The organism is Leucobacter sp. wl10 (assembly GCF_003569785.1).
Taxonomy (GTDB): domain Bacteria; phylum Actinomycetota; class Actinomycetes; order Actinomycetales; family Microbacteriaceae; genus Leucobacter.
In genome coordinates, this window is the sequence record NZ_KZ983999.1 from 15,230 (window position 1) to 38,902 (window position 23,673).

Consider the following 23,673-nt stretch of genomic DNA (forward strand, 5'->3'; position numbering starts at 1 on the left):
AGCACCTGTCCGTCAACTGATGACAATCAAATCAAGAGGATGATCTACATGACCCACACCTTCTCCAAGTCGCACAACGGCGTACAGCTTGACCTCTCCGGGATTATTCCGCCCATGGTTACTGCCTTCCGGCCCGGGACGGAGGAACTCGATGAGGACCTGATTCGCGCCGAAACTGAGTTCCTGGTCTCGACAGGCGTTCATTCGATCGTCGTCGGCGGGAGCACTGGAGAAGGGCAAGGGCTTTCGGAGGACGAGACCTACCAGCTCAATAAGGCCGTCGTGGACCAGGCAGCGGGAAGGGTCAATGTCATCGGTGGTGTGATCGCTGACACCACCATCGAAACTATCCGCAAGAGCGAAGCGGCTCGCAATGCAGGTGTCTCCTCGCTGCAGGTGACGCCCCCTCACTACCTGTGGGCCCCGTCCGTGGAAGGACTGGTTCAGCACTTCACTCGTGTCGGCGATGCGGTGGAGCTCCCCATCCTGATCTACAACGTCATCCCTTGGGTGGACATCGACGTGCACGCGATGAATGCCATCATTGATGATGCCCCTTGGGTGCTCGGGGTGAAGCAGAGCGGTGGGGACATGCATAAGGTCGCCGACATGATGGCACTCCTGCATAGCAAGGTTCCGATCACCACGGGAATTGACGACCTGCTCTACCCGACCTTCACCCTCGGCGTCGACGGTGCAATCACCTGCATGACGTCCGTGTTCCCGCGTGAAACATCAGAGCTTTACACTGCTGTCCGGAATGGTGATCACGAGACTGCGCTCTCGATTCATCAGCGGCTTCTTCCGGTCTGGAGGAGCATCGAAGGCTCGACTATGACCGCCAATGCAAAATACGTGCTGTCCCTGCTGGGGCGCGAGAACGGCGTCTCTCGCAGCCCCATTCTGGCCCCCGACGAGGACCGTCGTGCGCGTATCCGGAGTGCCCTCGAGACTTCGGGACTCCTCCCGGCGTAACTGTTCAAGGGCCTTTACCTAGCGCCGGCCCTACGCGTCGCGACTCCTCGTCGGATGACCGACAAGGAGTCGCGACGGCGGTATGATCAGTGGGTCGAAGGAGGCAGCTATGGCAAGGGGGAGTCGCCGGAGCCTTGTAGATGAGGTTCTGCCCGTTCTGCGCGCTCACGCGAGATCGCTACGCGTAGGCGATCAGATGCCAACCGAATTCCAGATCGTCGAAGAGTTTAGCGTCAGCCGCCAAACTGCAAGAGAGGTGCTCGCCACACTCAAGGCGGAGGGGTTCATAGAAATTAAGCACGGGCGCGGGGCATTCGTAACGGACAAGTCGGAATCGGATCGCCTGCGTTTTCAGGAATGGTTCCGTGGCAACGAATTCGAGATCGCCGAGCTGCTCGAAATGCGTACGTCGATCGAGCCATTCGTTGCCGAGCTAGCCGCCGAGAGAATCTCCGAGGAGGAGCTCTCCTTGCTGCGCGAGAGCGTGGAGGGATTTGAGGCGATTCTTCTTGGCGACGATGTTGACGCAAAGGTCACTGCGGACGAGAACTTCCATGGCATCATCATGGTCGCGAGTCGCAATAGTGGGCTCCGCATGTTCTACGAGACCTTCATACCCAGCCTGCGTGCGTATCGCGCTCGAGTTTTTTCTCCGCCTGCCGATCCGCTACTGGCGCTTCCGCATCATCGCGCGATATATGAAGCGATAGCGAGTCATGACCCACAGGAAGCGGGAAAGCAGATGCGCGACCACATTGACCATTCCAGGCTCGATGTGCGCCGACTGGCGGAAGTGAATGCCAACTTTTTGCAGAACTAACCAGGACAACGAAGCCCCTCCATGGTGATGCGCTCTTTTTATCTCGTCGGTTGACGGACAACGGACGAGCGTCATAGGGTGGGTAGCCTACGGCTTCTACGCCCCGGTCCCATCGCATTAGAAAAGAACTTCAATGGTGAACTCTTCCGATACCGCTTCCAGCTCGGCTTCGAAGAATCGTCGCTATTACTGGAAGGCCACGATTTCTGGCCTGGCGGGTAATACCCTCGAGCTGTACGATTTTCTTCTCTACGGAACGGCAGCCTCGTTGTTCTTCCCGGCACTGTTCTTCCCGGGAGACGACCAGTTCGCAGCAACGCTTTCCAGCCTTGCTACATTCGCGATTGGGTTCCTCGTACGTCCCCTTGGTGGCCTGCTGATTGGCCGGTACGGAGATCGATACGGTCGAAAGAAGGCGCTGCTCTTCACTCTGTGGGTCATGGGAACCTGCACCATCGCGATTGGGCTGCTCCCGACCTATGCCGTCGTTGGAGGACTCGCGCCGATACTGCTGATCCTCGTCCGAATCATCCAAGGTGTGGCCATGGGTGGCGAATGGGGAGGATCGATGGTCCTTGTCGCTGAGTCCGTACCCCAGAACCGACGCGGCTTCTACTCTGCTATCCCCAACCTTGGCGGGTTCATCTCGCAGCTTTTCGTAGCAGGTGCAGTCGCCCTGGTGCTACTCCTTCCCGAAGAGGCTCAGTTGAGCTGGGGATGGCGAGTCCCATTTATCGCTTCGCTGGTCGTGCTGATTGCAGGGCTCTGGATGCGTCGCAATTTGGTCGAAACGCCCGTCTTCGTAGAAAACAAGATCGCAGAAGAGACCGGCGCGATTCAGACCGCCAGCCGTGGCCCGATCGCCTCGCTATTCATCGACCACTGGCGAGATATCATCCTCATGATCGGGCTCCGCTTCTCTGAGGGGCTTCCGTACTTCCTTCTGACAGTATTCGCAATCAGCTATGCGAAGTCGATTGGCGTGAACGCGGCAGGAATGCAGACCTCGATCTTGATCATGGCCGTCATCGCAATCCCCGCGACTTGCTTCTACGGCTGGCTCTCGGACAAGATCGGACGGAGGCCCGTGTTCGCCATGGGGTCGGCGATCGTGGCGATAACGGCATTCCCTTTCTTCCTCGTGTTGAACACCGGTTCTTTCTGGCTGATCACGCTGGGCTACATCCTGGTGCTTAATCTCGGCCACAATCCAGTCGGCGCGGTGCAGCCGGCCCTCTTCTCGGAGATGTTCCCCTCACACAGCCGCTACAGCGCCGTGGCTGGTGCTCGTGAAATTGCTGGGATCATCACCGCCGGGCTGACGCCCTTCATCGCCGCCTTGCTCGCTGGACCTGATAGCACGCGTTGGTATCTCGTTGCCGCCTACGTAGTCCTTGGAGCGATTCTGTCTCTGATCGCCATCAAGATCGTCCCCGAGACACGCCATCGAGATCTCGGAAACGTGGGCGTCCGTCCCACCGAGAACACCGCAGCCTAACTGTACAACCCTCACCACCAATCCTAAGGAGATCGTTCCATGGCTTCCCACGTTGCTCCCCGGGGCCTTGTCGCTCCCGCGCTGACTCCCTTCACCGCTGATGGAGATATCGACTACGGCGTATACCGTGAGCAGGTCGCGTATCTGCTCGACCATGGGGTCCACGGCATTAGCCCTGGAGGATCCACAGGTGAAGGTGCCGTGATTGAAGATGATGAACTCGGACGGATGGTTGCGGAGGCTCGGGAGATCGCCGGGGACCGACCCGTAGTAGCTGGAGTTATCCGCTCTTCCACGAAGGCCGCTGTTCGGACAGCAAAGGTCGCACGGGATGCAGGCGCGACAGCACTAATGGTGACGCCGACGTTCTACAACGTCCTGGTTCCTGACGATGCTGGGAACGAGTCGTTCTACCGCGCCATTTCTGATGAAGTCGGGCTCCCCACGATCGTGTACAACGTCGTTCCTCAGAACGAGATCAGCCCGCAGCTGTTCACGCGGCTCCTCGACATCGAACATATCGCCGGAGTGAAGCAGAGCGTCGGCGGGATCATGGCTATGTACGACATGCGCCTGACAGCGCCGGAAGCAAAGGTCTACGCCGCAACCGATGAGATGCTGTTCAGCTGCTTTGAGCTGGGGGCCGATGGCGCCATCTCGGCAGTACTCTCCCTGCTCCCCGCCGAGTGCCGACGCCTCTGGGACGCTGCACAGGCAGGCGACCATCAGGCAGGCCAAGCCCTGCAAGACAAGATCTTCCCGATCTGGAAAGTCGTCCGAGGACCGCAGTTTCCCGCGCGCGTCAAGGCGGCGCTCGCCACCTTGGGAAGGGACCTGGGCGAAAGCCGCAGCCCGTCCTCACCGGTCCCCGAAGTCGTACGTACGGCTCTGGAGAGTGCACTCGCGCCACTGCGAGACCTCGACTAACGACAATACCGTTGAATTAGTGTCGTCGGGCCTATTGTGGGGCTATGCCTCGTTCTGGGTGGCGGAAGCCTGAGTCGGATTCTCGGTTGTCGGATGCGGTGGGGGTCGCGGAGGAAGATCCAGGGCCGGTGCTGCCACGGTGTGATGCCCGCGACGGCGTCGGGTCCGAGCAGGCCTGGCAGATGCCCGACAGCGTCCGTGCCGGCGATCATGGGCAGCAGCAGGCTCTCCAGGCACAGGCACAGGCACAGGCACAGGCACAGGCGCAGGCGCGGGGCGACGACCGCGGTGGGCACCCCGATGACCGCGGCGACGATCGCGTCCACCTGGGCGGGGGCATCGTTGGGGCACCACTGGTGGCCCCGGGCCGGAGACGTCGAGATCATCCTCGTCCGGTCATGGCGGCCTTCGAAACCCCTGGCTCGTCGCGGATCTGGAAGACTGGACGCATGGGATTCTTCCGCCGCCGGGCCGCTGAGCCCGATCCGCCTGCCGGTCCGACCCTGTTTGTCGCGGAGGTGCTGCAGCGTATCGGTGAGCATTACGGCGGCTTCGACACGATCGCGCCCCTCGCGCCGGATGCCGCAGGCCCGGGCATGGAGGTCACGATCCACATCGCCGGCCGCCCGGATCCAATACGGACGCCGTCCATGCACGGTACCGGCATCGTGCGCACCGCCCGTGTCTTCGCGGACCGCACCGAGGTCTACGACGGAGAGCGGCTGATCGCGCGGTTCGACGATCTCACCACCGCGCACGCGTTCGGCGCTCCGGGGTCATGAGCGCACAGGCGGAAGGCCGAGACGGTGCAGAGCACCCTGGCTGAGGTGCTGAGGACGGCGGCCGTGCTCCCCTGGGACCACGCTCTGTACGTATCGGCTGGTGCGGGAGCTCTCACCGAGGAAACGCCGGTGCTGGTCTGGGACGTCGATGATGTCGTGGATGACGGGAGCGATCTGCCGGCCGCGGCTCGCGCGCTTGGCTACGAGTACCTGATCGGCATCCAGGATGTGCGGGGCGTCGTCGAGAATGCCCGTGCACAGCGCCCGGCCCCGACCATCGCAGATCTGCTCGCTGCGTTGCGATACTACGTGGCCCACGACGCATTCATCAGCTGGAGGTGACCTGCGGGCGGTGAATACGCCACCGACAGCGAGTAGCGCCTGATCAACCGCGCTAGCTAGCTAGGGCACTGTCCGGCTCTCCGCATCAGAGGCCATCAGTTCCGCGAGGTCGTCGATCAGTAGATCGCGGTGCCGACGCAGGCCCTCCAGCACGGCGCCCCGGTCGGGGCAGTCTTCTGGGACTTCCAGGAACCCGCCCGTCGTGAGGTCGATAAGGACTATCTGCTGGCTGGGTGTGATCGTGACGCCGCCGGGTACCACATCGGGTTCGCGTACGAGACGGATCGAGGTGATCTCGGGCCAGGGCGTGACCCGCCGTTGTTCTCGGCGCCTCGCCCGCTGATGCGGCGCTCCATCAGCACTGCTCGTCGCCTTCGGCCGTGTCGTTCGGGGCGGCGACGATGTTCCGCAGCACCTCCAGTGCGAGCGGGGCCGGCTCGCCGCAATCCGGACCCTTTGGGCTCTCATCTCCTCGTCGATGACTGCTCGACCGGACCGAATGCGGTCTCTGACGTCCAGGAGTCCGGTGCCGGTGAATGAGCGCACCGCGCGCAGCACATTCATCCTCGTCTCCTCCCGGCTCAGGACGGCGAGGACCCGCGGGGACTCGTTCACGGGTCGGCTCCCCTGAGCGGGATCGGAGGGAGCGCGATATCGGGAGAGAAGGGTGTGAAACGCTTTTGAACCGCGGGGGATGCCCGCAGCGCGTTCAGGGCGCTCTCCGGGTTCGCCGCATCGGAGCGGCACCCGGTATCAAGAGTTCCGAGCCAGTCGTATGAGTACTTCCCTGTGGTGTGGCCGTCGGTGTGGGGCATCAAGTGGTGGTGACGCCCCACACCGCAGAGGTCACTCGGCGCTGTAGGCTGCCTGGACATCCAGAACCCAGGTCACTCCGAAACGGTCGGTCAGCATTCCGAAGCCCGGGGCCCAGTCGGAGGCGGCCAGGGGTTCGATGATCGACGCGCCCGATGCGAGCTTGGACCAGTAGCCCTCGACTTCTTCCAGGCTGGTGCCACGCACCGAGACGAAGAACGGCTGGTCGGTGACGGTCGTACCGTTCTCGCGGCGAGTCGATCCGGTGGCTGCGAGCGAACCGCCCTGAGAGCCGGGGATGTCGTAGCCCATCACGCGGAACCCGTTGTCGGAGGCCACGAGACCAAAGACGACGTGATCGGCACCGGGGATCTCCTTCGGCATGCCCAGGTCGCCGTAGGTGGAAATGATGAGCTCGCCGCCGAAGACGGACTGGTAGAACCCCAGCGCTGCTCGGGCATCGCCCGTGAAGTTCAGATGGGTGGTCGTGGTGAGGGTCATGTTCTCTCCCGGAGATGCTGCCGGGGCGTCTCCCCGGTCACCACTCACTCTTCCAGTCTAGTAGGTCAGATATTGTCCTAGATCTGAAGTAGTCTTGTGATCATGACCTCGGCTACCTCGCGCTTATTGCAGCTGTTGTCGCTGCTGCAAGCTAGACGTGACTGGCCAGGTTCGGTTCTCGCTGACCGACTCGGTATCAGCCAGCGGACGGTTCGGCGCGATGTCGACCGGCTCCGGGAGATGGGTTACAACATCCAGGCGACGATGGGGCCAGTCGGCGGCTACCGCATGGATGCTGGTGATGAGTGCCCGCCCTTGCTGTTCGATGATGACCAGGTGATCGCCCTGGCGGTTGCTCTCCAAGCTGCTGCCGTTACGGGGGCAGGTATCGAGGAAGCCGCGGTGCGTGCCCTCGCGACGGTTCGGCAGGTTATGCCGTCTCGTCTGCGACATCGCCTTGATGCGCTCAACTTCACTCCTGTGCCAGGAGGGCCAGGGGACGAGCCGACCAGATTCGTCCAGCCCGAAACGCTGCTCGCGATCTCGGCGGCGAACCGTGCGCAGGAAGTCTTGCGCTTCGCCTACGCCCGCCGAGCAGGTGAGGTTCAGGAACCTGCCCCACGCCATCGCGTCGAACCCCATCACCTCGTTGTGTCACGGGGACGCTGGTACCTCGTGGCCTGGAGTCTCGACCAGGACGAGTGGCGCATCTTTCGCGCTGACCGGATTACGCCGAGCATCCCTACAGGGCCACGATTCGCGCGGCGCGAGGTTCCAGGTGGTGACGTCGCCGAGTACATCTCGGCCCGCTTCAAAGGGTCGTCTGAGCACAATCGCTGGCCGTGTACCGGGAAGGTTATTCTCCACTTGCCAGCGAAGAGTGTGGTGCCGTTCGCAGGCGATGGGGTTGTTGAAGTCCTCTCGGATGGCAGGTGCAGCCTCGAGGCCGGTTCCTGGTCGTGGGTTGCGCTGGCTGCGGCTCTGTGTCGTTTCGACTGCGAGATCAGCGTGGTTGGGCCACCTGAACTTGCTCAAGCGTTCGCCGTGCTCGCAGAACGCAGCGCCGTCGCCGCCAGAACTCCGCAGACTCAAGGCTCCTCACGAGCCTCTGTCTAGAACCAGACTCGGATACTCTCACTTGCGGGCTGAGCTGTTCGCCGATCTCACGGACGTGTGCGTGCCAACGCTCGGCCTCGCCTCGGCCTGCTTCACTGCGGTGCCTCGATTTTCCCCCACACGTCTGGTGCCACGGTGCCGAACAGACATCGCCCGCGTGCGGTCGAGCTCATCGGTGAGCTCTCCGTGGCAAGTGCGCGGTTCCGCTCGCTGTGGGCGAGACACGACGTGCGCCCCCTGCTGGGCAACACCACGACCGTGCACCATCCCTCGGTGGGGACGCTCCAGCTGCACCGCGAGAAGCTCCCCGTCGACGGGCTCCTCCTCGTCGTGTACTACCCGGACGAGGCCGGTGAGAGCGCCGAGAAGCTCCATCTCCTCCGGCTCTCCGCTCAACCGGTCTGATCCGGCCCGGATTGACGCGGACGAGAACCGCCGGGCCGCCGTGGCCACGCGGGGACAGCGCGCCCGCCCGGGTGCGAAGGCGGGACCCGCTGTGGGGTCGCTGAGGCACGAACCGGGTCTCAGGCTGCGGAGTAGCCCTCCTGCTTCAGCATCCTGGCGAGGTGCACGGCGTTCGAGGCGGCCGTCGACAACGACTGGGCGACCTTTTCCGGGGTCTCCGGCAGGTCGCGGTAGTCGGTGGTCTGCATCGCCTCGCCGTTCCAGTACACCGAGCCCTGGGCGGGGACGGTGAAGCCGACGTCGTTCAACGACTGGAAGAGGATCGCCGCGATGTGGTGGGCGCCGTCCTCATTGCCGACGACCACGGCCAGCGCGACCTTGTCGAAGAGGATCGGCCGACCCCGGTCGTCGGTCTCGCTGAGTTCGGCGTCGAGGCGCTCCAGCACGCGCTGCGCGACGCTGGAGTGCTGGCCCAGCCAGGTCGGCGTCGCGAACACCAGGATGTCTGCGGCCAGCACCTGCTCCCGCAGCGACGGCCACTCGTCGCCGTCGCCCATGTCGGTCTGCACGCCGGGCCGGAGATCGTGGTCGACGGCGCGGATGCTGCTGACGGCGACCCGATGCGCTGTCAGGGCGTCCAGCAGCTGCCCGCCGAGCGCATCGGTGCTCGAGGGCTCCGGTGACGGCTTCAAGGTGCAGTTGATCAGAAGTGCGCTGAGCTGTTCATCCATGTCAGCACACGATACGCGGCGCGGTGTCGGGTGCAGAGGGGTTCCGTCGTCGGCCGCGATGCGCTAGCTAGGGCCGGCATTGGCGCGCGGTCCGGATCCGTCCGTCGATCCCTCCGCGGCTCGGATGCGACGACGCCCGGCTCTTCCTCTGCGACGCTCTCCGGCTCATCGCCGACGACGAGTCTCACCTGATTCCACGTGGAACTCGGCCGCTCGAGCCTCTGCCGAGTGCTCGGTTCGAGTCCGGCCGGTTGCCCCTGGACGGGCTATCGCCGAGGCAAGGGCATCGGTCCGCCGAGCCCCGCGATGGCAGCGGTTAAGAGGTGGAATGCGGCGAAGACCATCAGGGGGCCGTATACGAGCCAGTTCGTCGGGAGCCCGAGAAGCGCGGGAGCGGCCATCGCGCCGCTCGCAGCCGCAACACCGAGTGCGGCAGCCATCTGCCGTGCCGTGCCGTCCAGACTCGTCGCATCACCGAGATTCGCCTGCGGCACCGCGGCGAAGCCGACGGTCTGCGTCGCCATAGTTGAGACGAACGACGATGCGCCGAGGAGCGCCCATCCCGCCACGATGACGGGAACCGAATGTGCCCCGTACCCGATCAGGATGATGCCGAGGCACGCAATCATCAGGAGCTGAGAGAGCGCGATCGAGCGCCGGGCGCCGAGCCTCGTGATCAGGGGGTAGGCGAGCGGGCCGGTGAAGATGAGCCCGATCGCGCCACCGACACCCACGACGCCGGCCTGCGTCGCGCTGAGACCGAGAACCACCTGAAGCAGGATGGGGTTGGCGAAGCCGAACCCGACGAACCCGACTGAGCTGAGCGAACGCATGAGGATGCTCCGGGAGAACAGCCGCCGTCCGAGGAGACGCAGGTCGAGGAATGCCGTGTGCCCCTTCCGGCGTTCCCAGGGCACGAGGACGCCGAACCCAACGATGCTGACCGCGAAGCCCACCGCCCCGATCCAGGCCGGAGTGCTCCCGTTGAGAGAATCGAGAGCATACGCGAAGACTCCGAAGACGATGAGCGTGAGAATCGCACCGGGAACGTCCAAGGCTCGCACCGCTCGTTCGCTGGTCTCTCTGTTGAGGAAGGTCATTGCTGCTGCGACCAGGGCCAGGGGGAGGTTGACGATGAATATCCATCGCCAGCTCAAGGCGTCGGTGAGATAACCGCCGAGCAGCGGGCCCAGCGCGGGTGCCGCGGCGATCGGGACGCTCAGGATGGTGTTGGCGCGAAGCCGGTCCTCAGGCGGGAATGCACGTGCGACAACCGACATCGCCAGCGGGGCCAGCCCGCCGGTTCCGAGCCCCTGAACCACCCGCCCGATCACGAGGACGCCGATCGTGCCGGCAGCAGCGCTGACAACCGATCCCACTGCGAGAAGTAGGAGGCCGGAGCGCAGCAGCCGCAGCGTTCCCACCCGCTCGCCGAGCCATCCAGACATGGGAATTATGGCGGCCGCCGCCACCAGGAACCCGATGTTGATGAGCGCGGTCTGGCTCACGGGAACCGCGAGTTCACGACTCATGGACGCCAGAGCGGTATTGATTCCGGCGCTATCGATGATGGTCAGGACCTGGCAAGGAATGTACAGCCCGATCGCGGCCCATTGGCTTCTGGTGAATTTCGGCGCGTCCGCCCCTCCCACCGCGCCTCGCAGCATGACCGCTCCTCGCGTCGAGTTCTCTAAATATAAAATAATTATATCTATCTGTGGACAAGGTGCGCGCACAGAACTACTCTTGCCATTGAGGGACACTGTGAGCCGGTTTCTGAGACGAGGGAGTCTGAGAGATGGTAGAGCGCGAGGTTGCCGAGACGACCGCCGGCAAGGTGCGCGGCGTGAGGGCCCACGGAGTAACCGCCTTCAAGGGCGTGCCGTACGGTGCCGACACGTCCGGATCGAATCGATTCTCACCCCCGAAACCGGCCGAGTCGTGGGGAGGTGTGCGGGAGGCCTGCATTCCCGGTCATGCGGCTCCGCAGGTGCTCGATTATCTCCAGCCCATCGACGGGCATGCTCCCACGATGAGCGAAGACTGCCTCGTGCTGAACATCTGGACGCCCTCGCTCGACGCGGAAAGGCGACCGGTTCTCGTCTGGCTTCACGGCGGCGGCTATGCGATGGGTGCCGGCCTGGACCCGCTCACAGACGGGACGGCACTCGCCCGCAGCCGGAACGTTGTCGTCGTCAGCGTGAATCATCGGCTCGGCATGCTGGGATTCTTGCATCTCGAAGACCTTCTGGGCCCCGACTTCGCCGGCTCGGCGAACGCGTCGATGCTCGACATCGTCGCCGCACTCGGGTGGATACGCGACAACATCGAGACGTTCGGCGGCGATGCCGGCCGCGTGACCGTGTTCGGCGAATCGGGAGGTGGCGGGAAGGTCGGGACGCTGCTCTCCATGCGGTCGGCGCGCGGGCTGTTTCACGGCGCCATCGTCCAAAGCGGCGCGATCATGGGCTATCGGGAAAGGGAGGTGGCCGGCGAGCGCGCTGCTGTGATCCTGAGGGAGATGGGCATCACCAAGTCGAATGCGCACCGGCTGCGAACGATGGAACTCGCCGCTCTGCTCGAGGTGCAGAAACGGTTCGATCCCTTCGATCTGGGACGGCTCCCGGGGCCCCCGTCACTCAGCTTCGGCCCCGTGCTCGACGGAGAGGACGTCGTCCTCGCCCCAGCCGATGCCATGGACGCCGGAATCGGCGTCGACGTGCCTTTGATCGCCGGGGGCACTCTGCACGAGACTCGCGGCTATCTCGGCCTGCTCGAGTACCTCCCTGGATTTCAGCAGGGCGATGGAAGCCTCGGAATGTCGGAGGAGGACGTCGTGCGCCGGGTCGGGCATGTGCTCGAGGGCTCGGGATTCGAAAGGGTGTTCGAGCAGTATCGAAACCTGTATCCGGACCAATCGAATTTCGGCCTGTACCTGACGATCTCCTCTGATGTCTACCTGCTGCAGCACGCCCGACTGGCGGAAAGGGGTGCCCGCTCGAAGCGGAAAGCCCCCACATTCCACTACATCGTCACCTACGAATCGCTCGCCTGGGGCGGCGTCCGTCGCGCGGGGCACGGTATCGACATCGCTGCGACGTTCAACAACGTGGATGCCGACCTGTGGCTCGCGGGCTTCCCCGGTTCAGCGGAGTTTGCGCAGTCGATGTCGTCGCTCTGGGCGACGTTTGCCGCAGACCCCTGGGGGTTCGAACAAGCGAGCGGGTGGCCCGCGTACGACCCGAACCGCCGCCCGACGATGCTGCTCGATGCCGTGAGCGGAGTCGTGGAGGATCCGATTGCCGAGGTGCGACGGATCTGGGAGCCATACGAACTACCGGTTACGAGGGATCCCTGGGGTCGTCTCGAGGAGTGGAGAGAAGAGGGCCCGACCGTCGGTTGAGGAAGAACTGGAGTACTGGGATGAGTGATTCACCGGAGCAGGTGCCTGCTGCGCGGGGAGGAGCGCTGAGCTTCGCGGGAGCGTCGACCGTCGGTCGCGGCACCCCGTGGGGGACGATCTGTGAGATCGTGGCCCGTCCGATGCGGGAGCGCGGATATGACGTCAATATCGAAACGGGATCCTGGGGGTTGAACAACGGGCGGTATGTGTCCGACGGTCGGGCTGAGCTTGGAGCCTGGAGCATGATGTGGTTGCGCTACGCGTACCGGGGCATCGGGAACTACGCCGATGAGGGGCCGCGCAACAACCTTCGGGTGCTGGCGCACATCAATAATCCGGCCTGGGCGGCAATAGCGGTGAACGAGGAGAGCGGCATCACCGACCTCCACGAAATCGTCGCGCAAAGGATACCGGCGAGAATCTGGGTCGGGGCCGGCCCCGCGTATCAGGAGATACTCGATTTTTACGGGCTGAGCACCGAGCTGATCGAATCGTTCGGAGGCACGATCGGTTCAGTGCACGATCTGCCGGAAGATCCCGATCCCGCGCCGATCGACGAGCCGGAGTTTCGACCATGGGCTCGGAGCGGAGAGTTCGACGTGATCATCGACTCGCTTTACGCGGGTTACCTTCCCGAGAACCACCACTGGCATGAGGCGAGCATCCTCTGGAATCTGAAGTTCTTGCCGCTGCCGGACGAACTCACCGATCTGCTCGCCGAACTCGAACTCGGTGAGCGCGGCTGGTTGCCCCACCGCCTGATCCGCGGCCTCTGGGTGGATGTTCCCACGCTCATCCGACCGCCGGATGTCATTTACGTGTCTGCGGAGATGTCCGACGAGCTCGCTTACGATCTCACGGCCGCTATCGACTCGGTTCGTGGAGAGTTCAGGCAGACCCACCTTCCACTCTCGTACGATCCGGCGAATGTGGGGGCCGATTACGGGGTTCCGCTCCATCCCGGCGCCGAATCCTACTACCGATCGGTCGGCTATCCGATTGGAGGCCCGCCCCCCAGGTTCTAACGGCGCCGGGCCGGGCATCATCCGGATGGGCCGCGGATCCCCGTGCCGGGGCGCAGGCCACTTCCCGGAGGCCGTTCCCCTTCCCTCCCTCTTCTTCGATACTGACATCAGATTGGATTGTTGAAAATGAAAATCGAAAAGCTGCGCTGGGTGACCCTGGCGCTTCAGGTTCTCATCGCGGTGGCAACCGATGTGCAGTACGAACTGTCCGTGCTCATGGTGCCCTTGGAGAAGGAGCGCGGCTGGGCCATTCCCGTCGTTGCTCTCGCGTTCACCCTCACGTTCTGGGTGGGTCCTTTCGGCAACTTCATCGGAGGTTACATGCGCGACAAGCTGGGCGAACGGAAGTCGATTCTTCTGGGCGGCCTCGTGTACGGGCTCTTCCTCACCGCGAGCGCTTTCGCGCCGAATGCCTACGTCTTCATCCTGCTGTGGGGGATGGGTGCGGCGCTCGGCGTCTACATCATCTATGTGTCGTCGGTCTCCAACGTAGGTGCTCTGTTCCCTGAGCGGCGCGGCCTCGCGCTGGGCATCTATCTCGGCGCGGCGACGGCCGGACTCGCCGTGTTGGCGCCGATCGTCGAAGCGCTTGCCAGTGCGACCAACGCGCGCGCGGCCATCATCATCCTCGGCGTATCGTCGATCGTCGTCGTCCCCGTCGCTGCACTCTTCCTCGTCATCGCGCCGGTCGGTTTTCATCCGAGTCGGGGTCGCGATGCGGACGAGTCCGAGCCGGTGAGGGCTCCGCACACCCTGGGCGCGCAGATATCTCCGCTGACGATGATTCGCACCCCGCTGTTCTGGGTATTCGCGGGGTCGATCATCGTCACCAGTGTTGCTTCGCTCGTTTTCCAGAGCACCGGCCCGGTCATCGGGGAGGTGGCCCTCGGCCTGGACAGTGCAACGGCGGCGCTCGTGATCTCGGTCTTCTCGCTCACCAGCACCGTTGGCGCCGTGTTCAACGGCGTGATCGCCGACAAGCTGGGCGGGTGGGCCGGCCTCTTCTTCGTAGCGGTTGTCGCAACTGTCGCGTGCGTCGCGCTTGTCGTCTCCCGGGTGGACAGCGCCTGGATCTTCTTCGCGGCTTCCGCGCTGCTGGGCCTCACCTATGGCGCTGTAACGGTTATGATCCCGCAGATCGTGATGAACTCCTTCGGAGAGAAGTACTTCGGACGCAATCTCGCCACGATCAGCCTCAGCACCCTGCCCCCCGCACTGATCGCCCCCCAGATCGCGGTGAACTTGGACGCGCCGATGGCCTTCACCATCTGTCTGGTGCTCTCGGCACTGGGCGTCCCCCTCGCGCTGGGGGTGCGGCAGGCGACACGCAGGCTCGCCGGATCGGCCGCCAAGTATCAGCCGGTCGATCCAGGCGGGGGCACCACTGCGAGCACCGCATGACATTCGCAACCGCGGGTGACTGCAAGGGAGTCCGAAGGCACGGCTCGTTCCTGTGGATCCAGGCGCCGAGAGTCCGGCAGAATGAAGGCACCGCAAACGATACTATTGTGAGTTCGTGATTCTCACGGGAATCGAACGAGAAAAAGGGGACTGAGCACGTGTCACTCGCCCGCGGAGGCAAACCGGCCCCTGTCGATTCACCGAGCTGGGCACCGGTGGATGGAACCCGCACGGCGTCGAAACAGGTGATCGAGCAGATCCGCCGAGAGTTCTTCAACGGGATGGAGCCCGGTACCCCGCTGGGCACGGAAGGCGAACTCGCCGAGCAGTTCAACGTGAGCCGCATCACCGTGCGGGACGCGGTACGAAGCCTCGAAGCGATGGGAATCGTGGAGGTCAGAGTCGGCGCGCGGGGCGGCGTCCGGATAGCGCAGAGCGACCTGACCGTGTTCAGCGATGCGCTCGCCGTGCAGGCCCACCTTCTCGGCGTTGAATGGTCTGAGATCACTGAGGCGATGAGGCTGATCGAGCCGCAGGCCGCACGCCTTGCCGCCGAACGTGCCGAGGAGTCGGACATCGCCAGGTTGGAAGAGCTGGTCGAAGCCCAGAGAGCGGCCAAGCACGACCCGGAGACGTTCCGGGTCTTCGCCGCAGATTTCCACTCGGCGATCGCTGAATCGACCGGCAACAGGCCGCTGTACGTTGCGCTCAAGGCTCTGCGTACCAGTGAGGAACGACTGCTGATCCCCAGCGCCGTCCCCAGAATCGCCGACGAGGTCATCGCGTCGCACGCCGAACTCTGCGAAGCCATTCGCGCCGCGGATGCCGACGAAGCGGAACGGCTAATGACCGAGCACTTGAGAGCAGATGCTGAAGACCAGCCGCGCTGAGCGCCTGCCGCTCGCGAGCTCGCGCGAGCACGCTTCGTAACGCGTTGCCCGACGTCGGCGGGAGGATCCGGAGCCGGACCGTAGCGCCACGCAGCAGCCATGAGCGGCCCGGTGGGTCGCAGAATCCGCAGAACTCCGCGCCCCTCAGGTGGAATCGGGGCTTCCGGGCCGAACGGTCGAGTGTCGAGCGCGGAGGAAGAGCGGTGACCGCCGGCAGGGTCGCCCGCCGCCAGGACAGCGGCTCGCTCAGGCCCGATCCGGGGCGATGCGCACGAGCATCTTGCCGGTGTTCGAGCCGCGCATCATGTCGAGGAAGGCGTCGACGGTGTTCTCGATGCCGTCTACGACGGTCTCGTCGTAGACGATGCTGCCGGCTGCGAGCCAGGCGCCCATCTTCTCCTGGAACTCGGGGGCGAGGTGCAGCCAGGATGCCAGGGTGAAGCCCCGGAAGGTGAGGGAGCGGGTGATGATGTTGGCCATGTTGTCGGGGCCGGGAGCGCGCTCGGTCGTGTTGTAGCCGGAGATCGCGCCGCACAGGGCTGCCCGGCCGCCGTCGTTGAAGGCATCGAGCGCGGCCTCGAGGTGGTCGCCGCCGACGTTGTCGAAGAACACGTCGACGCCCTCGGGAGCGGCGGCGGCGAGTTGCTCGCGCACCGGGGCGTCGCGATAGTCGAAGGCGGCGTCGTAACCGTACTTCTCCGTCAGCAGTGCGACCTTCTCGGCCGATCCCGCCGAGCCGATGACGCGCCCCGCGCCGAGCAGCCTCGCGATCTGGCCCGCGGCCGTGCCGACGGCCCCGGCAGCGCCGGAGACGAAGACGGTGTCGCCCTCCTCGAGGCCCGCGATCGCGGTGAGGCCGACGTAGGCCGTCAGTCCCGTCATGCCGAGGATGTGCAGGCGGAGGGAGAGGGGAACGCCGGGCGTCTCGGGCACGACGCGGAAACTCGCAGCGTCGGCCTGCACGGTGTCGCTCCATCCGTGCTGGTGCAACACGGCTGCGCCGACGGGCACCGCGTCGGAGGCCGATTCGACGACGCGGCCGATCGCGCCGCCGCCGATCGTCTCGTCGAGTGCGTAGGGTCTGACGTAGCTGCGCACATCGTTCATCCGCCCGCGCATGTAGGGGTCGACGGACACGAACTCATTGCGAACCCGCACCTGTCCGGGCCGAAGGTCGCCGTAGTCGACTGTGACGGTGCGGAAGTCGTCGTGAGTCGGCCAGCCCTGCGGGCGCTGGGAGAGTTGGATCTGAGTGCTGGGAAACGCGGACATCCGTGAACTTTCTGTGTGAGGGGGACGGTTTTCAGGCGGCGAGGCCGATGGCGAGTGCGACGACCCCCATCGCGGGGATCGCGCCCTGCTTGAGCGCGGCGGCGGCCTTCTCGGGACTGGACAGGAGCAGCACGAGTGAGGCGGCGACCATCGAGCCGGCGCCGGCGAACACGAGGGTCGCGCCGATAGCCGGCTGTCCCAAGGCGGTGAACGCGATGCCGACGAACACTGCGAGGGCGAGGAAGAGGTTGTAGAAGCCCTGGTTGAAGGCGAGCTCCTTCGTGTTCGCGGCCTGCTCTGCCGTGAGCCCGAAGGTGGCGCGGGCGCGCGGGCTCGTCCACGCCAGCGACTCAAGCACGAAGATGTAGACATGCACGAGGGCGGCGACGCCCGAGAGCACGAGTCCTGCGATGACCATGGTTCCGCCTCCTCCGAGAGCGGCGATACCGCTCCGATTATTCTGTACCGATTAATCCAATATATGCTGTAGCAACCGGTTCGGCTGCACTCGGCCGGCGATCGGACGGCGATGGTCCGAAAGGAGTGGGGATCGTGGCGCGCACGCTGGCCTTCGATCGCGCCGCCGCGGTGCGCGGTGCGCGGGCCGTATTCTGGCGCGACGGCTACGCCGAGGCCTCCCTCCCCGCGCTGGAGGAGGCCACTGGGCTCAGCCGGTCGAGCATCTACAACTCGTTCGGCTCCAAGCGCGGGCTGTTCGACGCCGCTGTGCAGAGCTACCTGGACGAGGTGATCCGCCCCCGACTGCGCCCCCTCCGGCAGCAGACGGTCGCCGCCGACGCCGTGCTCGACTACCTCGACGGGCTGGGGGAGGCGTTCGCTCGCTTCGACGGGCTCCCCGGCTGCCTGCTCGTCAACACCGCAGGCACGCCTCTGGCGGAGGAGGCCGAGGTGGCCCGGATCATCGCCGGCTACCGCGCCGAGCTGCGAGGGGCCATCGCCAACGGCATTCTGGCGCGCGGCGCTCACCTCGCCGCCGCGGATCGCGAGTGCCTCACGGAGGCGGTGACCGGCCTCGTCGTCGCCGCTTTCGCCCTCGTCCGGGTCGATTCCGAGCTGGCGATCGGCACGCTCCGGACGGCGCGCGAGCTCGTCCTGTCCGTGCGCTGACCCCGGGCTCCGCTTCGGCGTGTTCGACTCGGCCCGGCGACCGCCGCCTCCTCGTGGAACTGGGGCCGCCGGCGTCTCCACCGCCGGCGTCGAACGCTGATCCGCGTGCTGCGAGTCTGCGACGTCGCGGTAGCGGCGCGCGGGTCGGTCGCAGGGCGCAGTGGGATAATCGATGCATGACAGGTTCCGCCACAGCGCGCAAAAGCGCTCCGATCGCCTTCGCGATCTTCCTGATCGTCGCCGGAGCGCTGGGCTGGTGGGCGGCCTTCAACCTGACGGTCGAAAAGATCGAGCTCCTGAAAGACCCGGGCGTGGAGCTCGCCTGCGACTTCAGCGTGCTGGTGCAGTGCGGCAAGAACCTCGACTCGCCGCAGGGGGCGGTCTTCGGGTTCCCGAATCCGATCATCGGCCTCGGGGGCTTCGTCGCGCCGATCGCCGTCGGATTCGGGGTTCTTGCGGGAGCGCGCTATGCGCGCTGGTTCTGGATCGCCTTTCACGTCGGGATCGTGGGGGCGCTGGCATTCGTGGTCTGGCTCATCTCGCAGAGCATCTTCGTGCTCGGCACGCTGTGCCCGTGGTGCATGGTGGTGTGGTCGGTCACGATTCCCCTGTTCTGGGCCGTCACCTCGCACACCCTCGCCGAGTGCGTCTACGGTCGGGGGGTCGCCGTCGGAGCCTGGCTGCGCAGCTGGATCATCCCGATCACCATCGTCTGCTACGGCGTGATCGTCCTGTTGGCCCAGATCCGATTGAACGCCCTCTTCAGGCTTTACTAGGTCGCCCCACATCTTTGCCGGGTATCTTGAAGCGGTGCCCGATCAGAAGATCCCCAAGAAGCAACGGCTGGCCGCAGCCCGCGAGCGCGTGCGGTTGGAACAGGAGAGGGAGCGCAGGCGCGCCAAGCGCAGGCAAGTGCTCATCCGGGCCGTCGCGACGGTCGGCGCGCTCGCCCTCCTGGCCGGCGTCGGCGGCATCGTGTGGGCCTCCACGCGGCCGCCCGCTCCCGGGCCCGCGAACATGCTCTCCGGGGGAGTGGTGTTCACCGGCGGGGGAGGCAAGACCAGCGTCGTCAAGACGGCCGGGATGCCGGCGGGCAGCGATGCGGTGCCGACGGACCCGAAGAAGTCCTCGGCGCCGGCGCGCATCGTGACCTACATCGACTTCAGCTGCGAGTACTGCAAGGCGTTCGAAGGGGCGAACGCCCAGCAGATCGAGAAGATGGTCGCGCAGGGCGAGGCCACGCTGGAGGTGCAACCCGTCGCCATCCTCGGTGACTACTCGCTCCGTGCCGCGAGCGCGGCATCCTGCATGGCGGCCCTCCAGCCCGAGTCGTTCTTCGACATGCTCGCCGCGATGTACGAGAACCAGCCCACCGAGGGCGGCCCCGGCATGACCAACTCCCAGATCCTCGACGTCTGGGCGGGCGCGGGGATCGACCCCTCGCCGCAATTGGCCTCGTGCGTGCGGAGCGGGCAGTACACGGACTGGATCCAAGCCCGCACCCAGAGCGTGGCCACCGACCCGAAGACGGTGAACCCGGCCACCGGAAGCTTCGGGACGCCGACGGTGTTCGTCAACGATGTGCGCTACGAGCCGCAGAACCTGAACGACCCCAAGGAGTTCGCCGCCTTCGTCGCCGCCAACCGCACGGACAGCAAGAAGAGCACTCCGACCCCGTCGTCGTAAGACTCTCAGCAGCCCTCGGCCCGCTCGGGGAGGTTGACCGATGCGGAGCGCTCACGATATGCCGAGCATTCTGAGGCCCGGCGAAGTGCTGCCTCTGACTTGCGCGTAGGGGTCGGCTCCAGCTCTCGGTGCGCACCTTCGCGGTATCGACCCCGACGATCGTGACGGTTTCGGTGTCGTTGCCCGGCTCGTCGATCCTGCTGCCGCTCTATGTTCAGCAGGTGCTCGGTGAGCCGGCCTGCATCGCCGGCGTCAGCTCCCCTGTTCGGCGAGCAGCGCAAGGGCCATGAGCAGCCCTCGGCCCACCGCCCCGCGCAGGGGAGGCGGCACGACGCGCTTGCCGCCGCCGACCTCGACGAGCCCGGCAAGCTCGAGGAGGCCGATCTTTCGGAGCGCCCGCGGCATGAGCCAGGCCGTCATGGGGTCCGCGGATTCCGCTTCGAAATCCTCGGGCGCGAGCGCCTCGAGCAGCCGAGACATGGCGAGGGTCGCGACTCCCCGCTCGAAGGTCCACGCGTCTCGGTGGAGCTCCTGGGTCAGCGTCTCGGCGACGTACACCGAGACGAGGATCTCGGCTCCATCGAGCGGCGGTAGGGCACCCGCGGCCCATGCCGGGGCCTCCGGGCCCGGCCGCATTCGCGTGGCTGTGCGCTCGAGCACGTCCGCCTGCTGCAGCGCCTCCCACCACGCCGAGAGCATGGGCACATCGCGTGCCGCCTGCGCGTAGGTGACCTCGGGGGTCGGCAGCGGCTCGTCCAGGGCATCCGGGAGTTCGACGAGGTCCGCCTGCGGCGGCCGCTTGGCGACGCCCTCCGTGCGCACGCCGATCATTCCGGCGACCGCTGCGATGTCGGCTCGCCTGGGGGAGCCCGCCGCGGTGATGGCCCGCGACTCGCCGAGCCACGCGAGCAGCTCGCCGACGGCCGAGACGATCCGGGTCCGCGCGAGCGCAGCACGGCGTACGGCCGGATCCATGCCGTCCGAGGCCTCGAGTGCGTCGATGAGGGCGCCGGGGGCCGGGTTGCACTCGTCGATGGCGTTCTCGACGAGTTCCTGCGCCGCGACCCACTCCTCGACGTCATCGCCGGACATCGCCCTGAAGCGCGCGTAGTCGTGCAGCACCTCGAGGCACTCCTCGAGCGTCTGGGGGTCGTCGAGCTCGAAGAGCAGATCGAGCAGCGCGTCGATGTCGTCGGGATCGTCGAGGTCGATGCCCTGCGACGCAGCGAGGCCGCACAGGGTCTCGAACACGACGATCACTGCCCTCGCACGCTCAGAGGATCCGTTGCCGGGTTCGGCACCCGTCTCCAGCCACCCGCCGAACTCCTCGATCAACGCGCTCGACAGCACAGGAGGGCCGACGGGAAGGCCGAAGGCGGAACCGGTCGCGGCGGGCGGGGCGGCGGATCGCGCGCCGCCGAGCAGGCGCTCAGCCGCATCCGCGACCCCGATGCCCTCGCGAACCGCGAGCGCGGCAACCGAGGCGGCGACCGCGAGCGCGGTTCCCTGCAGCACGAACTCGCCGCGGTGGCGCAGCACGAGACTGTCGAGTGAGTCGAAAGCGCGCCCCTTGCGAGACAGCGCGAGGATGTCGGTGGCGACCGCGCGGGCCGGGCCCTTCCACTTGGGCGCGCGGGCGCCGCGAAGCACCGCCTCCCACACCGGATCGGTGTGCCGGGTGTCGAGCAGCCCGAGGCCGGTCCCGATCACCTGGGCGGTGGACGGGCGGTCATCGCCCGGATCGGGCCGCAGCGCGGCCAGCATCGCCCGTGCCTCGGCGGTCCGCGACTCGATCAGCGCCGTGCTGAACTCGCGCAGCACCGCGATCGAGCGAGAGCGCTGCTCGCCTACGGGGGTGAACAGCTCGAGGTTGCGTCGCTCCGCCGCGCGCGAGAGGGCCTTGTTCAGGCCGTCGAGGTCCAGATCCTCGTCGAGATCGTCGAGGTCGAATCCGTCGGCGGCGAGCAGCGGGGCGAGCTCGTTCATCAGCTGCGCGGCCATGCCGGGGCGGTGCACGACGCCGGCTCGCTCCATCGCCGCGCGAACCTCGGGGTTTGCGAAGGGATCCTCTGGTGCGGTCACCCCTCGAGCCTAACGACATCGGCTGCTCGGGGCATCGGTGAGCGCCGGATCGCCCGCGCCGGAGCGCGGTGTGCTTCGAGCGATCAGCGCGGATCGGCCCCGGCGGCGCGCGAGTAAGCCCGCTCGCCGCCGACCCAGGTCTCGTCGACGCGCGCCGTGTGCAGCTGCGCGGCGGGCAGGTCGAAGAGGTCGCGGTCGAGCACCGCGAGGTCGGCGTGGAAGCCCGGTCGCAGGTATCCGGTCGAGTGGTCGAGGTGGTTGACGCGCGCTGTGCCCTGCGTGTAGGCGTCGAGCGCCTGCTTGAGCGTGAGCTTCTGCGTTTCGGGGCCGAGCGGACGCCGGCGCTCGCCGGGCGCGACGCGGTTGACCGCCACGTGGATCGCCTGGATCGGATCGGGGCTCGACACAGGCCAGTCGCTGCCGGCCGCGAGGTGGGCGCCCGCCGCTGCGAGTTCGCCGAAGGGGTAGTGGTGCTGCTCGGCGTCGTCGGCCAGGAACGGGAGGGTGAGGTCGTCGAGCTGATCCTCGTGGCAGGCCCACAGCGCCTGGATGTTGGCGGCGGCGCCCAGCGGGGCGAAGCGCACCGCGTCCTGCGGGCGCACCACCTGCAGGTGGGCGAGGTGGTGGCGGTTGTCGGTGCGGCCGTTCTCGGCGAGCGCCTGCTCGAGTGCGTCGAGGGCCTCGGTGACGGCGCGGTCGCCCAGCGCGTGGAAGTGCAGCTGCACGCCCTCGCGGTCGAGGGCCGTGACGAAGCGGGTCATCTCCCCGGGGTCGAAGAAGGAGATGCCGCGGTTATCGGTCGCGCGTCCGTGACGGTCGCGGTAGCAGTCGTGCATGGCGGCCGTGAAGTTCTCGGCGACGCCATCGACCATCACCTTGACCGATGCCAGCGAGAGGCGCTCCGGATCGCACTGCGCGGCGGCCTCGTCACGGCGGGCGAGGATCGGGCCGAGCTGCGCCTCGCCGTCCTCCCGGTTCCACCACTGCGCACCGCGCACCCGCACCTTGAGCGTCCCCTCGGCGACGGCGCGCAGGTAGACGGGCACCGTGTCGGGGCCGCCCATGAAGCGGCCCACCGCGGCGTCCTGCCACGCGGTGATCCCGAACGCGACGAGGTGCTTTTGAGCCGCGAGCAGGCCGGCGTACGCCTGCTCCTGCGTCGCTCGCGGGCGCACGCCGTTGAAGAGGTTGGCGGCTCCCTCGTGCGCCGTGCCGGCGGGAGCGCCGTCGGGCTCCCGCTCGAAGCGCCCGTCGGCGGGATCGGGCGTGTGCGCGTCGATGCCGGCGAGTTCGGCCGCGCGCGTGTTGAACCACGCGCCGTGGTGGTCGCGGTTCTCGAGCAGTGCGGGGCGGTCGGGCACGACGGCGTCGAGCATCTGCCGCGTCGGGGTGCCGCCGGGGAAGGCCTCCATAGACCAGCCCGCGCCGGTGATCCACGGGAGCTCCGGGTGCTCCGCTGCGTAGGCGCCGATGGCCGCGAGCGTCTCCTCCGCGCTCTCGCATCCCGAGAGATCGCAGCTCAGCAGTTCCAGGCCGGCGAGCACGGGATGGGCGTGGGCGTCCTGGAACCCCGGTACGACGAGGCGGCCGGCGAGATCGACGCGCTCCGCCGCGGTCTCGGCGAGGCGGGCCACCTCCTGCGGGTCGGTCGAGAGGATCAGTCCACGGCCCACGGCGAGCCCGCCGGGGCGCGGGCGATCCTCGTCTCCGGTGTAGATCCAGCCGTTCTCGAACACGACGTCTGCGCGGGGTGCACTGTTCATCGGGGCCTCCTCGGTCCTGTTCGATCCGTGGGGCACAGGATACGCGGGGATCGCGATCGATGTCAATTGCATTGACATCATCGATGAGCCTCGGTTCGACCCCCTGCTACTAC

General features: G+C 66.2%; 23 protein-coding genes. 15 read left to right on the forward strand and 8 right to left on the reverse strand.

What is annotated here, in order from left to right; translation table 11 throughout:
* Positions 1-48: 48 nt before the first annotated feature.
* The 6 genes from D1J51_RS12045 (at position 49) to D1J51_RS12075 (ending at position 5,344) form a co-directional block, all read left to right on the forward strand.
* Positions 49-975, forward strand: coding sequence for a dihydrodipicolinate synthase family protein (locus D1J51_RS12045; RefSeq protein WP_162903802.1), 927 nt, complete (start codon positions 49-51; stop codon positions 973-975).
* A 109-nt stretch (positions 976-1,084) separates the two neighbouring features.
* Positions 1,085-1,795 (forward strand): FadR/GntR family transcriptional regulator, encoded by a 711-nt coding sequence (locus tag D1J51_RS12050; protein WP_256386012.1) that lies wholly within the window; start codon positions 1,085-1,087, stop codon positions 1,793-1,795.
* Positions 1,796-1,928: 133 nt separating this feature from the next.
* On the forward strand, positions 1,929-3,293 hold the full coding sequence (locus tag D1J51_RS12055) for an MFS transporter (RefSeq protein WP_119075541.1): 1,365 nt from the start codon (positions 1,929-1,931) through the stop codon (positions 3,291-3,293).
* A gap of 39 nt (positions 3,294-3,332) precedes the next feature.
* Complete coding sequence (locus D1J51_RS12060) at positions 3,333-4,220, forward strand: dihydrodipicolinate synthase family protein (RefSeq protein WP_119075543.1); 888 nt, start codon at positions 3,333-3,335, stop codon at positions 4,218-4,220.
* Positions 4,221-4,306: 86 nt separating this feature from the next.
* Positions 4,307-5,002 carry a hypothetical protein gene (locus tag D1J51_RS17970; RefSeq protein WP_162903804.1) on the forward strand — a complete coding sequence of 232 codons (696 nt, stop codon included), beginning with the start codon at positions 4,307-4,309 and terminating at the stop codon, positions 5,000-5,002.
* Between the two features lie 24 nt (positions 5,003-5,026).
* Positions 5,027-5,344, forward strand: a complete 318-nt coding sequence (locus D1J51_RS12075; protein WP_119075548.1) for a DUF7716 domain-containing protein — start codon at positions 5,027-5,029, stop codon at positions 5,342-5,344.
* A gap of 60 nt (positions 5,345-5,404) precedes the next feature.
* On the opposite strand, the gene D1J51_RS17975 is transcribed toward D1J51_RS12075, so the two are convergent.
* Together D1J51_RS17975 and D1J51_RS12085 are read right to left on the reverse strand one after the other, a co-directional pair.
* Entirely contained in the window at positions 5,405-5,908 is a 504-nt protein-coding gene (locus D1J51_RS17975; RefSeq protein ID WP_162903805.1) for a hypothetical protein, read from the reverse strand.
* A 282-nt stretch (positions 5,909-6,190) separates the two neighbouring features.
* Positions 6,191-6,658: a VOC family protein gene (locus D1J51_RS12085; RefSeq protein ID WP_119075551.1), complete on the reverse strand. Its 468-nt coding sequence runs from the start codon at positions 6,656-6,658 to the stop codon at positions 6,191-6,193.
* Between the two features lie 102 nt (positions 6,659-6,760).
* On the opposite strand from D1J51_RS12085, the gene D1J51_RS12090 reads away from it, so the two are divergent.
* Positions 6,761-7,774, forward strand: coding sequence for a helix-turn-helix transcriptional regulator (locus D1J51_RS12090; RefSeq protein WP_119075657.1), 1,014 nt, complete (start codon positions 6,761-6,763; stop codon positions 7,772-7,774).
* Between the two features lie 135 nt (positions 7,775-7,909).
* Positions 7,910-8,179 carry an MmyB family transcriptional regulator gene (locus D1J51_RS12095; RefSeq protein ID WP_205547881.1) on the forward strand — a complete coding sequence of 90 codons (270 nt, stop codon included), beginning with the start codon at positions 7,910-7,912 and terminating at the stop codon, positions 8,177-8,179.
* 119 nt (positions 8,180-8,298) lie between these two features.
* Here D1J51_RS12095 and D1J51_RS12100 read toward each other — a convergent pair whose 3' ends face one another.
* Both D1J51_RS12100 and D1J51_RS12105 read right to left on the reverse strand, forming a co-directional pair.
* Positions 8,299-8,910 carry a flavodoxin family protein gene (locus D1J51_RS12100; protein ID WP_119075553.1) on the reverse strand — a complete coding sequence of 204 codons (612 nt, stop codon included), beginning with the start codon at positions 8,908-8,910 and terminating at the stop codon, positions 8,299-8,301.
* Between the two features lie 266 nt (positions 8,911-9,176).
* Positions 9,177-10,577, reverse strand: coding sequence for an MFS transporter (locus D1J51_RS12105; protein WP_119075555.1), 1,401 nt, complete (start codon positions 10,575-10,577; stop codon positions 9,177-9,179).
* 131 nt (positions 10,578-10,708) lie between these two features.
* Here D1J51_RS12105 and D1J51_RS12110 point away from each other — a divergent pair, with 131 nt between their 5' ends.
* The 4 genes from D1J51_RS12110 to D1J51_RS12125 all read left to right on the forward strand — a co-directional run bounded on the left by D1J51_RS12110 (position 10,709) and on the right by D1J51_RS12125 (position 15,629).
* Complete coding sequence (locus tag D1J51_RS12110) at positions 10,709-12,313, forward strand: carboxylesterase/lipase family protein (RefSeq protein WP_119075557.1); 1,605 nt, start codon at positions 10,709-10,711, stop codon at positions 12,311-12,313.
* A gap of 20 nt (positions 12,314-12,333) precedes the next feature.
* Complete coding sequence (locus D1J51_RS12115; RefSeq protein WP_119075559.1) at positions 12,334-13,338, forward strand: TAXI family TRAP transporter solute-binding subunit; 1,005 nt, start codon at positions 12,334-12,336, stop codon at positions 13,336-13,338.
* Between the two features lie 126 nt (positions 13,339-13,464).
* Positions 13,465-14,739, forward strand: a complete 1,275-nt coding sequence (locus tag D1J51_RS12120) for an MFS transporter (RefSeq protein WP_119075561.1) — start codon at positions 13,465-13,467, stop codon at positions 14,737-14,739.
* Between the two features lie 245 nt (positions 14,740-14,984).
* Positions 14,985-15,629, forward strand: coding sequence for a FadR/GntR family transcriptional regulator (locus D1J51_RS12125; RefSeq protein WP_119075563.1), 645 nt, complete (start codon positions 14,985-14,987; stop codon positions 15,627-15,629).
* Between the two features lie 246 nt (positions 15,630-15,875).
* Here the strand turns inward: D1J51_RS12125 and D1J51_RS12130 are convergent, their stop codons facing one another.
* Together D1J51_RS12130 and D1J51_RS12135 are read right to left on the reverse strand one after the other, a co-directional pair.
* On the reverse strand, positions 15,876-16,901 hold the full coding sequence (locus D1J51_RS12130; protein WP_119075564.1) for an NADP-dependent oxidoreductase: 1,026 nt from the start codon (positions 16,899-16,901) through the stop codon (positions 15,876-15,878).
* A gap of 31 nt (positions 16,902-16,932) precedes the next feature.
* The gene (locus D1J51_RS12135) at positions 16,933-17,319 is read right to left on the reverse strand and encodes a DUF1304 domain-containing protein (RefSeq protein ID WP_119075566.1); all 387 of its coding nucleotides are present in this window, start codon (positions 17,317-17,319) and stop codon (positions 16,933-16,935) included.
* A 134-nt stretch (positions 17,320-17,453) separates the two neighbouring features.
* Between D1J51_RS12135 and D1J51_RS12140 the strand changes: the two genes are divergently transcribed.
* From D1J51_RS12140 to D1J51_RS12150, 3 genes are all read left to right on the forward strand, one after another.
* Positions 17,454-18,029, forward strand: a complete 576-nt coding sequence (locus D1J51_RS12140; protein WP_119075567.1) for a TetR/AcrR family transcriptional regulator — start codon at positions 17,454-17,456, stop codon at positions 18,027-18,029.
* A gap of 176 nt (positions 18,030-18,205) precedes the next feature.
* On the forward strand, positions 18,206-18,805 hold the full coding sequence (locus D1J51_RS12145; RefSeq protein ID WP_119075569.1) for a vitamin K epoxide reductase family protein: 600 nt from the start codon (positions 18,206-18,208) through the stop codon (positions 18,803-18,805).
* Between the two features lie 34 nt (positions 18,806-18,839).
* Positions 18,840-19,715 (forward strand): DsbA family protein, encoded by an 876-nt coding sequence (locus D1J51_RS12150; RefSeq protein WP_119075571.1) that lies wholly within the window; start codon positions 18,840-18,842, stop codon positions 19,713-19,715.
* Positions 19,716-19,967: 252 nt separating this feature from the next.
* Here D1J51_RS12150 and D1J51_RS12155 read toward each other — a convergent pair whose 3' ends face one another.
* Positions 19,968-21,797 carry a hypothetical protein gene (locus tag D1J51_RS12155; RefSeq protein WP_162903807.1) on the reverse strand — a complete coding sequence of 610 codons (1,830 nt, stop codon included), beginning with the start codon at positions 21,795-21,797 and terminating at the stop codon, positions 19,968-19,970.
* Positions 21,798-21,880: 83 nt separating this feature from the next.
* Entirely contained in the window at positions 21,881-23,560 is a 1,680-nt protein-coding gene (locus tag D1J51_RS12160; protein ID WP_119075659.1) for an amidohydrolase, read from the reverse strand.
* Positions 23,561-23,673 lie beyond the last annotated feature (113 nt).